15 protein-coding genes are annotated in these 12,795 nt (G+C 63.2%); 8 read left to right on the forward strand and 7 right to left on the reverse strand.

Annotated elements, in window-relative coordinates; translation table 11 throughout:
* Positions 1-15: 15 nt before the first annotated feature.
* The 3 genes from NVV90_RS17765 (at position 16) to NVV90_RS17775 (ending at position 2,906) form a co-directional block, all read left to right on the forward strand.
* The gene (locus tag NVV90_RS17765; RefSeq protein WP_258438564.1) at positions 16-1,248 is read left to right on the forward strand and encodes a CaiB/BaiF CoA-transferase family protein; all 1,233 of its coding nucleotides are present in this window, start codon (positions 16-18) and stop codon (positions 1,246-1,248) included.
* Positions 1,245-2,048, forward strand: coding sequence for an enoyl-CoA hydratase/isomerase family protein (locus tag NVV90_RS17770; protein WP_258438565.1), 804 nt, complete (start codon positions 1,245-1,247; stop codon positions 2,046-2,048). Before NVV90_RS17765 ends, NVV90_RS17770 begins: the two co-directional genes overlap by 4 nt.
* A gap of 141 nt (positions 2,049-2,189) precedes the next feature.
* Positions 2,190-2,906, forward strand: coding sequence for a hypothetical protein (locus NVV90_RS17775; RefSeq protein ID WP_258438566.1), 717 nt, complete (start codon positions 2,190-2,192; stop codon positions 2,904-2,906).
* A 36-nt stretch (positions 2,907-2,942) separates the two neighbouring features.
* Here the strand turns inward: NVV90_RS17775 and NVV90_RS17780 are convergent, their stop codons facing one another.
* On the reverse strand, positions 2,943-3,518 hold the full coding sequence (locus NVV90_RS17780; RefSeq protein ID WP_258438567.1) for an MFS transporter: 576 nt from the start codon (positions 3,516-3,518) through the stop codon (positions 2,943-2,945).
* 638 nt (positions 3,519-4,156) lie between these two features.
* On the opposite strand from NVV90_RS17780, the gene NVV90_RS17785 reads away from it, so the two are divergent.
* Entirely contained in the window at positions 4,157-4,726 is a 570-nt protein-coding gene (locus NVV90_RS17785; RefSeq protein ID WP_258438568.1) for an RNA polymerase sigma factor, read from the forward strand.
* A gap of 368 nt (positions 4,727-5,094) precedes the next feature.
* Positions 5,095-5,544, forward strand: coding sequence for a hypothetical protein (locus NVV90_RS17790; protein WP_258438569.1), 450 nt, complete (start codon positions 5,095-5,097; stop codon positions 5,542-5,544).
* 875 nt (positions 5,545-6,419) lie between these two features.
* Here NVV90_RS17790 and NVV90_RS17800 read toward each other — a convergent pair.
* Together NVV90_RS17800 and NVV90_RS17805 are read right to left on the reverse strand one after the other, a co-directional pair.
* Entirely contained in the window at positions 6,420-6,680 is a 261-nt protein-coding gene (locus tag NVV90_RS17800; protein ID WP_258438570.1) for a hypothetical protein, read from the reverse strand.
* A 328-nt stretch (positions 6,681-7,008) separates the two neighbouring features.
* Entirely contained in the window at positions 7,009-7,296 is a 288-nt protein-coding gene (locus NVV90_RS17805) for a hypothetical protein (RefSeq protein WP_258438571.1), read from the reverse strand.
* Between NVV90_RS17805 and NVV90_RS17810 the strand changes: the two genes are divergently transcribed.
* Complete coding sequence (locus NVV90_RS17810; RefSeq protein ID WP_258438572.1) at positions 7,295-7,693, forward strand: GNAT family N-acetyltransferase; 399 nt, start codon at positions 7,295-7,297, stop codon at positions 7,691-7,693. The two genes, NVV90_RS17805 and NVV90_RS17810, sit on opposite strands and share 2 nt — an antisense overlap.
* A gap of 334 nt (positions 7,694-8,027) precedes the next feature.
* A complete protein-coding gene (locus NVV90_RS17815; protein WP_258438573.1) occupies positions 8,028-8,702 on the forward strand; it encodes a hypothetical protein in 675 nt (224 codons plus the stop codon).
* A 73-nt stretch (positions 8,703-8,775) separates the two neighbouring features.
* On the opposite strand, the gene NVV90_RS17820 is transcribed toward NVV90_RS17815, so the two are convergent.
* Both NVV90_RS17820 and NVV90_RS17825 read right to left on the reverse strand, forming a co-directional pair.
* Positions 8,776-9,111: a branched-chain amino acid transporter permease gene (locus NVV90_RS17820; RefSeq protein WP_258438574.1), complete on the reverse strand. Its 336-nt coding sequence runs from the start codon at positions 9,109-9,111 to the stop codon at positions 8,776-8,778.
* Positions 9,104-9,847, reverse strand: coding sequence for an AzlC family ABC transporter permease (locus NVV90_RS17825; RefSeq protein ID WP_258438575.1), 744 nt, complete (start codon positions 9,845-9,847; stop codon positions 9,104-9,106). Before NVV90_RS17825 ends, NVV90_RS17820 begins: the two co-directional genes overlap by 8 nt.
* A gap of 62 nt (positions 9,848-9,909) precedes the next feature.
* Between NVV90_RS17825 and NVV90_RS17830 the strand changes: the two genes are divergently transcribed.
* Positions 9,910-10,368, forward strand: coding sequence for an Lrp/AsnC family transcriptional regulator (locus NVV90_RS17830; protein WP_258438576.1), 459 nt, complete (start codon positions 9,910-9,912; stop codon positions 10,366-10,368).
* A gap of 112 nt (positions 10,369-10,480) precedes the next feature.
* On the opposite strand, the gene NVV90_RS17835 is transcribed toward NVV90_RS17830, so the two are convergent.
* A complete protein-coding gene (locus tag NVV90_RS17835) occupies positions 10,481-11,422 on the reverse strand; it encodes a hypothetical protein (protein WP_258438577.1) in 942 nt (313 codons plus the stop codon).
* A 159-nt stretch (positions 11,423-11,581) separates the two neighbouring features.
* Positions 11,582-12,706, reverse strand: a complete 1,125-nt coding sequence (locus NVV90_RS17840) for a hypothetical protein (RefSeq protein WP_258438578.1) — start codon at positions 12,704-12,706, stop codon at positions 11,582-11,584.
* Positions 12,707-12,795: the final 89 nt, after the last annotated feature.

The following is a 12,795-nucleotide window of genomic DNA, read 5'->3' on the forward strand; positions in this document are numbered from 1 at the left end:
ACAAAGGACTTCGCCATGATCAAGCCACTCCGCGGCATCACCGTGGTCGACCTCAGCCGGGCCCTCGCCGGCCCGTACTGCACCGCCCTGCTGGCCGACATGGGTGCCAGGATCATCAAGGTCGAAAGCATCAACGGCGGCGATACCGCCCGCCAATGGCCGCCGTTCCAGGACGGGCACAGCCTGTACTTCGATTCCGTGAACCGCAACAAGGCCTCCGTCTGCCTGGACTTCTACTCCGCCGAAGGCCGCGAAATCCTCGGCAGGCTGATCGCCAACGCCGACGTGCTGGTGGAGAACTTCAAGCCCGGCACGCTGGACAAAATGGGGCTGACGGCGGAGCGGCTCGAGGAACTCAACCCGAGTCTCGTCGTCGGGTCCGTCAACGGTTTCGGCAACGCCGGACCGCTCAAGGACCACGCCGGGCTGGACCAGGTGATCCAGGGAATGTCCGGCCTCATGTCGGTCACGGGAGCCGGGCCGGGGAGCAACTACCGCGTGGGCGTCCCGATCGTGGACATCACCTCCGGCATGGTCTGCGCGTTCGGCATCGTGGCGGCGCTGCTGGGGCGGCGCAACGGCGAGCCGGTGCGGCGCGTCTCCACGTCACTGCTGGAGACGGCGCTGAATCTCTCGGCGTTCCAGGGCCAGAAGGCCCTCAGCCTGGGCGAAGCCCCCTCGCCGCAGGGCAACAACCACCCGGTCATCGCGCCCTACGGCATGTTCACCACGGCCACGGATCCCGTGAACATCGCCGTCGGCAGCGACAAGCAGTGGCGGGCGTTCTGCGGCCTGCTCGGCATCCCGCTGGCCGTGGAGGATCCGCGTTTCCTCACCGGTGCGGACCGTTCGGCGAACAGGGAGCAGTTGACCGGGCTCATCGAGACGGCCCTCGCTGCGAAGCCGGCGGCGGAGTGGGTGCCCATGATCAGCCAGGCGGGCATCCCCTGCGGCCCCATCTACGACTACACGCAGGCCCTGGCCTCCGAGCAGGTGGCCGCCCTGGGCCTGGTCCAGCAGCGACGGCGCCGGGACGGTTCCGTGCTGCCGCTACTGCGGGGGCCGTTAAGTCTCGACGGCGGTGCGAGCGAGATCCTGTCGCCGCCGCCCCTGTTGGGGGAACACACGGCGGAAGTGCTGCGGGAGATGGGATTCTCCGAGGAGGACATCGAGCGGCTCGAGGCCACCGGCAAGGTCATGAACAACTCAGTAATGGGCACGGAATCAACGGCAGGAGCACGGCCATGAGCGCTACCGAACGCAGCCCCAGGATCAACGTCAGCGTCAGCGATGGCGTGGCAACCGTCGAGATCGACAACCCCACGCAGCGGAACGCCCTCACCAAGGCCATGTGCCTGGAGCTCCAGGAGCTCATGCCGCACCTCGAGGCCGATCCAGACGTCAACGTGGTGGTGCTGCGCGGCGCGGGCGATACGTTCTGCGCGGGCGCGGCCATCAGCGAGCTGTCATCCGTGCTGCTGGACCGGCAGGAGGACGAAACCAGCGTGGACCAGCTGAGCCGGGCAGACCACGCCATCACGTCCGTCACCAAGCCCACCGTGGCCTTGGTGGACGGGGCGTGCATGGGCGGGGGTTGGCAGATCGCCTCGGCCTGCGATTTCGTCATCGCCAGCGAGCGGTCCGTCTTCGCCATCACGCCGGCCAAGATCGGCATCATCTACCCGCGGCCCGGTATCGAACGGCTCGTCCGGCAGGTGGGCCACGCCAACGCGAAGTTCATCCTCCTCACCGGCCAGGCGTTCACCGCCGCCCGGGCCCAGTCACTCGGGCTGGTGGCCGAGGCAGTTCCCGACGCGGAGTTCGAGGAGCGGTGCGCCGCCATCGTCGGTTCGCTGCGGAACCGCTCCCGCTTCTCCACCCACTCCATGAAGCGGCTGGTGGACCTGACGGACATGAACCACCCGCGCATCGACCAGGAATGGGCCGATGCCTGGGCCGCCATGCCGGACAACCCGGACATGGGCATCGGCATCAGCGCTTTCCTCAACCGTGAGCAGCCACAGTTCACCTGGCGGCCCGTGGGGTGAGGGATGGTGCGGGTGGTGGCGGCCTCGTGTGATCGCTCGGTGTCGCCGTCCGGGGCTTTGAATCGCCTTGCGTGGCATGCGTCCTTGCCTCCTCGAGTACCGCCCCTTCCTGCTGCTGGTGCAGTGCCGTAAAGTCGGGCCATGAATGATTCGGCTTCCCACCCGGATCCAGTCCCCGATCCCACCACCGGGTTCCGCCGCCGCAGCTCCGCGATCGCCTTGCCGGTCGCCTTCGTCTGTCAGCTGGTCTGCAATGCGCTCTACGCCGGCGCATCAACCTCGACCGGCCTCAGCAGCACCGGCGGCGCGGCCGGTGGCCTCGAACTGGCCGCTGCGGCTCCCGACACCATGCTGGCAGCGGTCATGTTCGCTCTCGTCGGATCACTGTTGGCGGTGCTCGGGCTTCCGGCTGCGCTGCGTCTGCTGCGTCCGGCCCGACCGCGACTGGCCTTGTGGGCGGTAGCGCTCATGGTCACCGGCTACATCAGCTACTTCGGTATCAGCTTCGCCAACCTCGACTGGATCGCCCTGGCCACGAACGGCGTGGACGCGGCCGCCGCCCTGGATGCATCGCCCGCGGGGACATGGGGCCAGCCGTTCTACCTGCTGTTCGCGATCGGCAATCTTGTCGGCACGCTGCTGCTCGGCCTCGCGGTGATCCTGGCCGGCCGCGCCGTCGGCGTGCGGTGGTGGGCGGGCGCGCTCATCATCTGCTGGACCATCGGCCACGTCATCAACATCATCGTCGGCAACGAGTGGTTCGCCGTGGCCGGTGGCGCGCTCGAGATCGTCGGGCTCACGTTCGTGGCCGCGGCGGTGTGGCGGTCGACGAACGCGGACTGGGTGGCGCGGGGCTGACCCTGGCTTGACAACGATCAGGTCGCTCCTCCGGGATCAGCACAGCTCGTCGTCGAGGACCGATCGCCGCCCGCAATCGCGGCGAAGGTATTCATGGTGTCCCCGGTCACGGCATTGTCTACAACACGATGGCGCTTCCTGCCCGAGGCTTGGGCCTCCGAGCCAGGGGACGGAGGGGTCCCCATAGTTAATGCCGATCGACCGGCCCCGCGCGAAATGGGCGTTGGCGATTTCACCGAGTTCGCGGCTGCTCTTCTCGGGGTTGGTCAGTCGGATCCACTCGTAGTCCCACTCCTGCATGTCCCGTATGTGGCGGACGTGTTTGATGGCGCGCATCTGGTCCGCGAGATCGTCATTGACGAGGGCCGGGCTGGGCGGTGTCATGACCGGTGGGGGCTTGGACGGACGGGCAGACTTGAGCGGGCGCACCCTGGCCGGACGGGGCGGGGCCATAGCGAAGCGAACGAGTGCCACGGTCAGTGCAACCACACCGAGAGCGATCAGGAGAACCCACCAGTACTGGATGAGGAGCCCGATCACGACGAGGGCGAGGACGGGGCCACATCCGACGGCGGCGCCCGCGCTACTTGAGCGACGGCGTTTGGTTGCCATGTTGCAGGATCCCACATGGTACCGACAATTTGTAGGGGCAGAAGTGCTCGAGGGCCAGCGTTGATTTCACGCCCTGCTTCATCGGTCGAGAGCACCTGCAGTTTCGTCGACATATTCCTACTTCTGGCGCTTTCGTGCGGGCATCCGCAGTTGCGAGGTACCGGAATCGGGCAGGTTGCTGCAGAAAATGCAGGTACAAAAACATATGCTCGACTCTGAACCTGCCCAAGACGCGTATACCCGGTAAGTACGTGTCCAGCCCGTAGTTTGGTGAGGGTGGTTGCCTGTTCGAGCCAGGCCAGGTCCGGGAGGTCCACCGCGCTACGGGAGCGATCGGGGCTTCCACCTAACGCTGCGGTGATATGGGACGTTGCCCGCCGGATGACGCACTGGTTACTGGGCATGACGACCAGTAACCAGTGCGTCATCCAAGTAGCGCCTGACGTGATCGATCCGGTCGACCGTAAGGCATGCCAATGTCCAGCAAAGGATCCTTTACCGGGTGCTTGCGGCGGCAAGAGCTTGGCGCGATGCCTCAGGGATGCTGAGATTCGCTGTTTACCGCTTTGAGGGCGCGGGCTGTGAGAATTTTCGGACGACTGCAACACACTTAGGTATGTGGCGGACAAGTACAGGGTATGAGCTACCTATCGAGAGCCCCTGACAGGGAAGAGGCCTTTCGGGCACTATACGAATCTGCGTATGCCGACCTACTGAAGTTCGTTCAGCGTCGCACTGAAGCGGCGAATGCTGAGGACGTGGTGGCCGAGGCGTTTCTTATAGTCTGGCGACGAATTTCGGAAGCGCCGACGCTCCAGGATGACGCCCGAGCCTGGGTCTTTGGCATCGCACGAAATCTCATGCTGAATGCTCGCCGCGGAGAACAGCGACGGCAGGCCCTGGGTGTCCGCCTAGCCGAGGCGACGGCGGCATCTCATCGCCCTTCTCACGCTGACCTGGTCAGCAGCCGCGTTGATCTTGGCAGGGCTTGGGCGCTTCTCTCCGAAGTCCACCAAGAGACCCTGGGACTCGCGATCTTCGAGAAGCTCTCCGCACCACAAGCAGCACAGGTCGTGGGGATTTCTCCCGTGGCTTTTCGCCTCCGCCTAGCCCGAGCGCGACGAGCCCTGCGACTACTCCTCGACCACTTCCCCCAGAACGAGTCCGCCGTGCCTGCGGCACTTCCCGAAAAGGCCTCGACACCATGAAAAACAACCAAAATATTGACACACTTCTACGGTCCATGGACGCAGCCGAGCAGAGTACAGCTCCCGACTGGCACCGTTCACAGAAAGACCTGGAACAGATTCTCAGGTCCCGCCCAACTGCTCCGGCAAGCGGAACCGGACCCATGGAAAACAAAACGACCACGTCACGACCCAGCCGTCGCCGGCGAGCCCTCACCTTGGGAGCCTTAGCTCTGGCAGCCACGGCCGGGTTCCTCGTCGTGCCCGCACTCTCGGGAGGGGACCCGGCCTTCGCGACGTGGACCGCCGCTCCTGGTGAGCTGAGCGGCCCCGAGCGTGTCAGTGCGGTCTCCGACTGCGTCCGCTCTAGTCAAGGTGTTGGCAGCGGCATGTATGCCAACGATCTGGCAGCAGCAGAAGTCGCTATCGCTGAGAAGCGCGGCGCCTGGACCACTGTCGTCCTCACTGGAGTCGACGGCTTTCAAGCAACGTGCACCACGGATACCACAGCACCATGGTTCAAAAAAGGATCCTTCGGTTCAGTGGGAAACCCCCGAAAAGGTAAGGCGCTCACACCCCGAGGGGTCATGGCTACTCAGCTCGGAACAGGTGTAATCGCAAACAATCCGCTCTCAATGGCATCTGGTCAGGTTGGCACTGACGTTGCCGCCATCGCTTACACCAGCGCGACCGGCGAACGGATCATGGCCACCGTCTCCAAAGGTCAGTTCGCCTTCTGGCTTCCCGGTACTGAACTGACAAACTCTTCCGACCAACCCGTGGCCATCGAAGTGACCTACAGGGACAGTTCGACCGAAACTCAATACCTCAGCCTCTAACAGGGGGCCCTGAATCGTGCGTCACGTCGGGGACAAGCCAGTCGGTTCAGGGCGACGCCGTGCTGAGTAGTGTCCCTAACCCTGCCGTAAGCCGGTCGATCATCGGGCGCCCCAGCGCCCCTAAATACTGCCTGTGCGGATGCTGGAGCTGACATGCCGGTATACCCCGCCCGATTAGATGCCCTGTGAAGGTGCCCCAAGTGCAACACCTCATGGCGTCATGCAACCCTACGGATGTGAGACGTCTCACCGGCTGAACAGCTGCTACGACGGCAGCGCCTTAATTTTCGTGGAATCGTGCGAGTTTGTCCGCGGCCGGCGATTCTTGTGACTATGTCTCACAACCTTCTGGTTGATTCGCTGTATCCACCGCTAGTTACAAGACACTCGGAGCAGCCCATAACGCCGACACTGATCGGCTATGCACGCGCTTCGAAGCGACAGCAGGCGACAGATCGGTAGCAGGCGGATCGTCTGGCCGCCGGTCTCGGAGCCGATGACGTCCAGGTTGATCATCGCGACACCCATGGGGTCGATGTTGTTCACGATCATGGCCGGCTCTCGCACAACTGGAACAAGGGATCAAACGCGAACGCATTGCCGATTCCATCAGCAAGCGCCGAGAAGCTGGAAAGGCCCTTTGGCTGCCGACGCCACGAGGTCACGGACTGTCAGACTCGAAGCGCTGTCCGCCAGGTCGAGGGCGGCGAGCCCGCTGCGCAGATTGCCCGCGATCCCGGAATGTCCCGAGCAACATTCACAGGCGGCCGCGAGCCCTCACGAACTAATCGCGTCGCATCCCCCCTTAAGCGACGCCAAGCGAACAAAGAACGCCGCCGAAGAGCAATCAAATCCAGAACCTAGTGGGCAGAATGCTACGGAAGGCACGCCTCCATGGAGCCCAGGTGCAGCTGCGCTCCGGTTTTCACGAACTGTCCGAACGTGGGTGCCCCAGTGCTCTCGGCGAGAGCCTTGAAGTCGTCTACGTCAAGCTCGCCCGCCGGCGCCAGAGTCGACACAATGACGCCCACACAGCTGGCTTTCGGGTTGGCTGCCTGTGCTGCCGGCAGCCCGGCCGTGAAGACGAAAAGCACGGCGACGAACAGCATAAGGAATCGACGAATCTGAGTTTTCATTGCTTGCCTCTTGGGAATGCAGTGGGAATTCCACCAATGGATGAATGGCAATCTATGCTCGGCCGGGCCGGCGACACAGCCGGCTGCGGCACCATAAGGCCTCTTCGTTGCCCCAGTGCATGGGCCCAAACGCGGCGCCGGACAAGAGGTTGGGGCGCCTTCATTGACGGGCACTTTGCTCACGTGTGCCCGCCTGAAAAGCCTACTGCTGCCTGAATTCCGATGTCCACAACTGATGCAGGCCCAGAGCAGGAGCCTGTGGGATGGTTTGCCCTGGCGGCGAAAAGCCACCACGCGCCCTCTGCACGGGACATGGCCCTCGCGTTGTTTATCGGCCTTCTGGGCGTGCTGCTAGGCCTGTCCCCGTGGCTGGTGAAAGGATGTCGAGTTCCCGGGTTTTATGGCGCTGCGCCTCCGCGACCGCGAGACGATGCAGCGTTGCCAGGCTCGGTCTCGGCCGGAACGCGTCGCGTCCGGCGGTCAGAGTGTGGCTGAAGATCAAACGCAGGGATTCCTCCAGCCCGGTACCGCTGATGCCACCGTTCGAGCGTGCGCCGCCCGATGCCTGTTCCCGGGCGAGTGCCGAGCGGCGACAATCTGCGATGCTGTTCACCATGACGATCACCTTTGAATGGCGCGGAATGGTTCGGAACGAAGAAATCAACCGGCTGCACGCAGAAGGCTTCGATCATGCACTCGTTGACGCCGATTGGACGGATGTTCTCTCGCGCCTGAGTCTGGGTTGGGTCACGGCCCGCGACGGCCACGGCCTCGTGGGCTTCGTCAATGTGATCTGGGACGGTCAATTACACGCGTTCATCGAAGACACATTGGTGGCATATAGGGCTCGCCGGCAGGGCATCGGGAAACGACTCATCGCCGTTGCAACCGAGCAATCAAGGGAGGCAGGCTGCGACTGGCTTCATGTTGACTTCGACGAGCACCTAAAGAGTTTCTACCTGGAGGCATGCGGTTTCCGTCCAACCAATGCTGGTCTCATCCAACTTCGCTAGCTTGCAGGGACACCAGCGACGCCGGACGCTTTAACTGGCTGCCCGTCCGGTGAGCCCCAGAAGGTCAGCGGCGACTGATGGCCGCCCAGTGTTCGAGGCACGACACTCACCGAACATTTAAGGATTCCTGGACGGTATGGCGGACCGCCACTCAAGGCTGCGTTTTGGGCAGCCAACTGAGCGCTGGACTTGTGTTGCCGCAGGTGCCTGAAATCTGAGTGGTTAGGCTCGTGCCAATGTGGAAGGCTTGGGGCATGAACGGCATCCATCACATCAAGCTCTGGGCGGTAGACCGGCCGATGCGCCGGCGAGCTCACCGGTCTGGTCCGGAGCAGTGACCGCCCCCGATCGCCGCCGGGACACGTCCGAGCATCCTTGGCGCGGGATCGACCTCGGCGTGTACGAGCAGCACATGAGCGACGCGCGGGTCGGGCAGCTTCAACAGCTCCACCACATCACCGGGGAACAACTCGCGGCGTACCCGTCCCGTACCATCGGGGTGCTGGGGGTCGCGGGAGGCAACGGACTCGATCTCATCAACCCGGAAACCACGGATGCCGTGTACGGCTACGACATCAACGCCGACTACCTCGACGCATGCGAAGCCCTGTACCACGACACCCTCGGGGATCGCCTCCATCTGATCGAGACGAGCATCGACCGTTCCGTGAGGATTGAGCCCGTCGGCCTCCTCATCGCCAACCTCATCGTGGAGTACGTCGGCGCCGAAGAATTCGCCGCCTTCGCGGCCGCGAATGCCGGCTCCATCGGCGTGCTGTCATGCGTGATCCAACGCAACGACGCGGCAGGCTTCGTCAGCTCGACGGACTACGCGTCGTCGTTCGACGCTCTCGCCTCAGTGTCATCGGACATCGACCCCGAGGCGCTGGACTCAGCCATGTCGGATGCAGGGTTTGCAGCCTTGGGCCGCTGCGAGTACCCCTTGCCGAACGGCAAGACCCTCATCAGGCAGGATTTCCGCCCGACCATAGTCGTGGCCCGACTCTGATTCCAGCCAGCCCCGTCCTTAACTCACTCACCTCATGGAGGGCATCGACCCGAGAGTAGGGGACGAAGAACGGTCAGAGCCAGGCAGGGAGGGTTGATGCCAGCGCGACGTGGACGGCGGTTCCGCCGAGGACGCTGACGACGGCGTTACGTCGCCAGAGGTGAAGACCTGCAGTGACGATGAACCCTGCGGCGATCGCGGCGGTCGCCGGCGTGAAGGCCGGCGGGACGTGCCGCACCGTGTAGAACACCAGGATGGTCATGATGCCGACAGGCATGTTCTCGTTGAGGTACGGCAGCAGGGCGCTGTGGCGGATCGGGGCGAGCAGGGCGAACGGGGCAGCCCTTAACGTCCACGTGACGGCCGAGCTGATCAGGACGGCGGCAAGGATGTAGGCCGGCTCAGGCATGGGAAGTCTTCTTCTGCTGGAGGGCATAGCGCACAAGCAGGAATGCCACGAACATGGCCATGGCGGCGACGAGCATTCCCTCGCCAAAAACCACATAGCCGGCCAGTGCACAGCAGAGAGCGATGACCGGGAGCGGGATACTCCGGCGGACGCGGTAAGCATCGAGGCCGAGGACCAGGAAAAATGCGGTGAGGGCGAAGTCGAGGCCCACAACCCCTTCCGGGATGAAGGTTCCGCCGAGCGCGCCGGCGGTGACCCCGCCCACCCAGGCGACTTGGAAGCAGGCCTGGATGGCGAGGATTCGGCGCCGGCTCCACGTCTGCGCCTCAGGGGATGTCGTCAGGGCCCACGCCTCGTCAGTGAGGGTGAATGTGCTGTAGACCTTGGCGCCGCGGCCGTGCACGCGGTGCAAGGGGAACGAGAGGGCGTAGAAGACGTGCCGGAAGTTGACCAGGAACGCGGTCGCTGCGATCGACGCCAGCGGGGCTAGGGTGACCACCATTCCCAGGATGAGGAATTCGAGGGAGCCGGCGAAAATCACGGTCGCGAACACCGGTGCCCACCACCAGTCCAGGGGCGACTGTGCCACCACCACGCCGAAGGCGACGCCCATCGGCAGTGCAGCCAGGAGCGCAGGGAAGGACGCTCGGATGGCCAGCCGGACATCCCCCGGAGCGGCAGGGGCCGCGGCGCATCCGGCCGCGGGAAGCACACTCTGCGAGGTATTTTCGGTCATGAAGCAATCGTAGAGAGATTTGATGAGCATATGGTTGCTAATCTGCGCTGTATTCTCGTCTTATGAGCAATCAAAGAAAGCTCGATGCCGTGGATCGAGAAATCATATTGCAGCTCTCCAAAGATGGGCGTTTGACCAACCTCGAACTGGCCCGCCGGGTGGGCCTCACGCCCGCACCGTGCCTGCGGCGGGTCCAACGGCTGGAAGACGACGGGGTAATCGCCGGATACCGGGCGGTTATCGACCCAGCGGCCGCGGGAAGGGGCTTCTGCGTCATCATGTCGGTCGAGATCACCATGACCAACCGGCAGACGGTCGAGGATTTCGAAACAGCCGTCGCAGCGCTTGACGAAGTGACGGAGGTCCGGCGGGTGTACGGCGTGCCGGATTACATCGTCAGGGTGGACGTCGCGGATGGCAACGAGTACGAACGCTTCCAGACCCAGAAGATGACAAAACTCCCCGGGATCCACCGCATTATTTCGCATCCAACAATGAAGGTGATCAAGAGCCTGGACTGAGCCTCTGACATCAGCTGAAGAGGACAACCGCCTCCTACCCGCCGCGACCCGTGAGACATGGGTCGCGGCGGTATCGCTTTTCAACCATTTAGGACACGTTAGGCGGCCGGGCTCAGCGGGCCGGGACCAGAACCACCTCGAATTCGGTGGCGCCGGGGGTGAAGAACTTCGCGTTGACCACGGCGAGCGTATTGCCCAACAGGGCCGCCGTCGTCGGGGTCTGGAAGTCGGCGCTCTCGATAACGCCCTGCATCACGCCGGAGGAGAGATCGGGCGCGAGGGTGAAGCGGCTGACCTGGTTGAGCCCGTTCTGCACGGCCCAGAGGGTGCTGCCTTGGACGGTGATGCCGTCGACGAAGGGGACGCTGACTCCGGCGATGGCTGCGCTGGCGCCGGTGGCGGGGTCCACCGTGTAGAGCGCGCCGTTGCCCGAATGCGCCACGATGAGGGTGCTGCCGCCGGCGGCCGCGGCGATGCCGTTGAGGTTGAACGCGGAGGAGGTGTTGGCGGCCGGACCGCTCAGGGTGAGGGTCTCGACGTCGCCCAGCTCACCGTGCTGGCCGACCGGCACGAAGTACAGTTCACCGCGGGCAGAGTTGGTGAACCATGCGCCGTCCGGGGTCAGGGTGACATCGTTGATGAAGCCGCCCAGTGTGGTCAGCTGGTAGTCGGCCACTGCGGCTCCGGTGTCCGTGTTGTAGACGTAGCCATGGCCGGTGCCGCCGCCTGCCACGAACAGCAGGCTGTTGCGCAGGTCGGTGGTCATCCCGACGGCGGCCCTGCCGGCCGGGGCGTCGATGAACAGTTGGGCGGTGCCGGCGCGGATGTCGCCGCGGTAGATGTCGCCGAGGATGAGGTCCCCGGCGTAGAAGGTACTCCCGCGCCCGGGGGCGATGCCTTCGGCGCCGGTGGCGCCCGTCAGCTCAATGAGCGACTGGGCAGTGGGCGGCTTGGCGGTGGCGAGTGGAGCGGGGATGAACAGGGCCGCCAGCGCAATGAACGCGATGGCTGTGCGGCGAAATGCTTGTGCTGGATTCTGGGTTCTGCGGCGCATGACGCTCCCTTGGTAGGGCTTTTCCGCGCGGGGCAATAGGCGGGGAGCTCCGCACGATTGTCCTGTAATTCTAGGGAGGTGCGGGGGTGGTGGGTAGAGGGTTGGGGACGGGTGGGGACGCTCAGCTGTCCGAGGCGGGCGCGCCGTGGAACACGCTAACTACAGGTAGATCGCAATCGGGATTACTTTCAAGACTGGTGGGACCAAACCCAATTTCAGCGATGCATCAAATTGGCCATCCTGCGTAAGCGCATCAAGTCGTTCCGTCAAGTCGTCGAGCATTGACTGCCGCATGCGGTTGAGGAACTTATTCCGGCTCAGAATTGACACCGGCTCCATGCTGATCTCGGCAATCTTGCCCAAGACCCTAAAGGTCCCGTCGAGTATTCTGTCTTTGTCTTGATTCAAGAAATATTCCGTGTCACATATAGTCACTGCTGTTACTGACGATTTGTCAATCCCTCTGATGGTCCCGAAGTATTCACGCGTCGTTTCGTTTCTGAAGTCTTGACGGACCGCCACTGTCGCTGCAGCGGCAAGCTCAGCCTTGGAATCAGCTTCGATGCTCACCTTCATGGCAAATGCCTGCCGCGCTTCGTGCGATGAGTCAAAATCAAAAGCCTCAAGCGCATCCGTCTTGTGCCTGTGTTTGACTATGGCGGCAACGAGTTCCGGCGTGGCTAGATCGAGGATGCTGTTCACTTCGTTGGGCTCGAATGAAGCCGAGAACTCTACGAACACCCCCGACCTCAACTGGTCAAGGGTGTTCGCGCCCGCAACCTTGAATACGAGCCCACGTTCATCCAGGGCCGCTCGCACGTTATGTAGGTAATTCGCCTGAGTAAACAAGAACTTCTGGTGTTGGCGCTGCTCGTTCTTGTCCTCGGAGCCGCCTCTGGTCCTAGCCTCGGCATCGACGTGAGCAGAGGCATCCGGAATGAAGGGGAGCTTGAGACCGAATTTGGCACCACCGTTTATCCCCGCTTCGGTTGTTCGTTGCCGCATTCCGGCGTTGAAAGTCTCCGCAAACTCTTCCACAGGGAGACCAATTGCAAAGAGCTGTTGGAGCAAGGCTGAGACATACTCTGGATTCTGGTAGATGACAAGGCCAAAGACGTCATTTTCGTCAGGCAGAGGATGCGTCGCAAGCTCCTGCGCATAGCCGGAAACGGTTCGCCTTTGCACGTCCAATCTCTTTGCTATCTCGTCAAGGCTTAGCCCCTGCTTAAGCATTCGATCTGTTTGTCGAAGTCGTCCTTCGCGTGTGCCCTGAGCCCCGGTCATTGAGTCATCCTAGCTGATGCAGGTATCCGCACAAATGGGAGCCGCATCCACGCATCTCAGGCTATTGCCGCGGACTGCAAACCTACTCA

It is taken from the genome of Arthrobacter sp. CJ23, assembly GCF_024741795.1.
Taxonomy (GTDB): domain Bacteria; phylum Actinomycetota; class Actinomycetes; order Actinomycetales; family Micrococcaceae; genus Arthrobacter.

Bases quoted from the DNA above. Each gene is read 5' to 3' on its own strand.
- NVV90_RS17775 (WP_258438566.1), top strand. From the start codon at position 2,190: ATGAATGATTCGGCTTCCCACCCGGATCCAGTCCCCGATCCCACCACC.
- NVV90_RS17810 (WP_258438572.1), top strand. From the start codon at position 7,295: ATGACGATCACCTTTGAATGGCGCGGAATGGTTCGGAACGAAGAAATC.
- NVV90_RS17765 (WP_258438564.1), top strand. From the start codon at position 16: ATGATCAAGCCACTCCGCGGCATCACCGTGGTCGACCTCAGCCGGGCC.
- NVV90_RS17835 (WP_258438577.1), bottom strand. From the start codon at position 11,422: ATGCGCCGCAGAACCCAGAATCCAGCACAAGCATTTCGCCGCACAGCC.
- NVV90_RS17820 (WP_258438574.1), bottom strand. From the start codon at position 9,111: ATGCCTGAGCCGGCCTACATCCTTGCCGCCGTCCTGATCAGCTCGGCC.
- NVV90_RS17790 (WP_258438569.1), top strand. From the start codon at position 5,095: ATGTATGCCAACGATCTGGCAGCAGCAGAAGTCGCTATCGCTGAGAAG.
- NVV90_RS17780 (WP_258438567.1), bottom strand. From the start codon at position 3,518: ATGGCAACCAAACGCCGTCGCTCAAGTAGCGCGGGCGCCGCCGTCGGA.
- NVV90_RS17770 (WP_258438565.1), top strand. From the start codon at position 1,245: ATGAGCGCTACCGAACGCAGCCCCAGGATCAACGTCAGCGTCAGCGAT.
- NVV90_RS17830 (WP_258438576.1), top strand. From the start codon at position 9,910: ATGAGCAATCAAAGAAAGCTCGATGCCGTGGATCGAGAAATCATATTG.
- NVV90_RS17840 (WP_258438578.1), bottom strand. From the start codon at position 12,706: ATGACCGGGGCTCAGGGCACACGCGAAGGACGACTTCGACAAACAGAT.
- NVV90_RS17800 (WP_258438570.1), bottom strand. From the start codon at position 6,680: ATGAAAACTCAGATTCGTCGATTCCTTATGCTGTTCGTCGCCGTGCTT.
- NVV90_RS17805 (WP_258438571.1), bottom strand. From the start codon at position 7,296: ATGGTGAACAGCATCGCAGATTGTCGCCGCTCGGCACTCGCCCGGGAA.
- NVV90_RS17785 (WP_258438568.1), top strand. From the start codon at position 4,157: ATGAGCTACCTATCGAGAGCCCCTGACAGGGAAGAGGCCTTTCGGGCA.
- NVV90_RS17825 (WP_258438575.1), bottom strand. From the start codon at position 9,847: ATGACCGAAAATACCTCGCAGAGTGTGCTTCCCGCGGCCGGATGCGCC.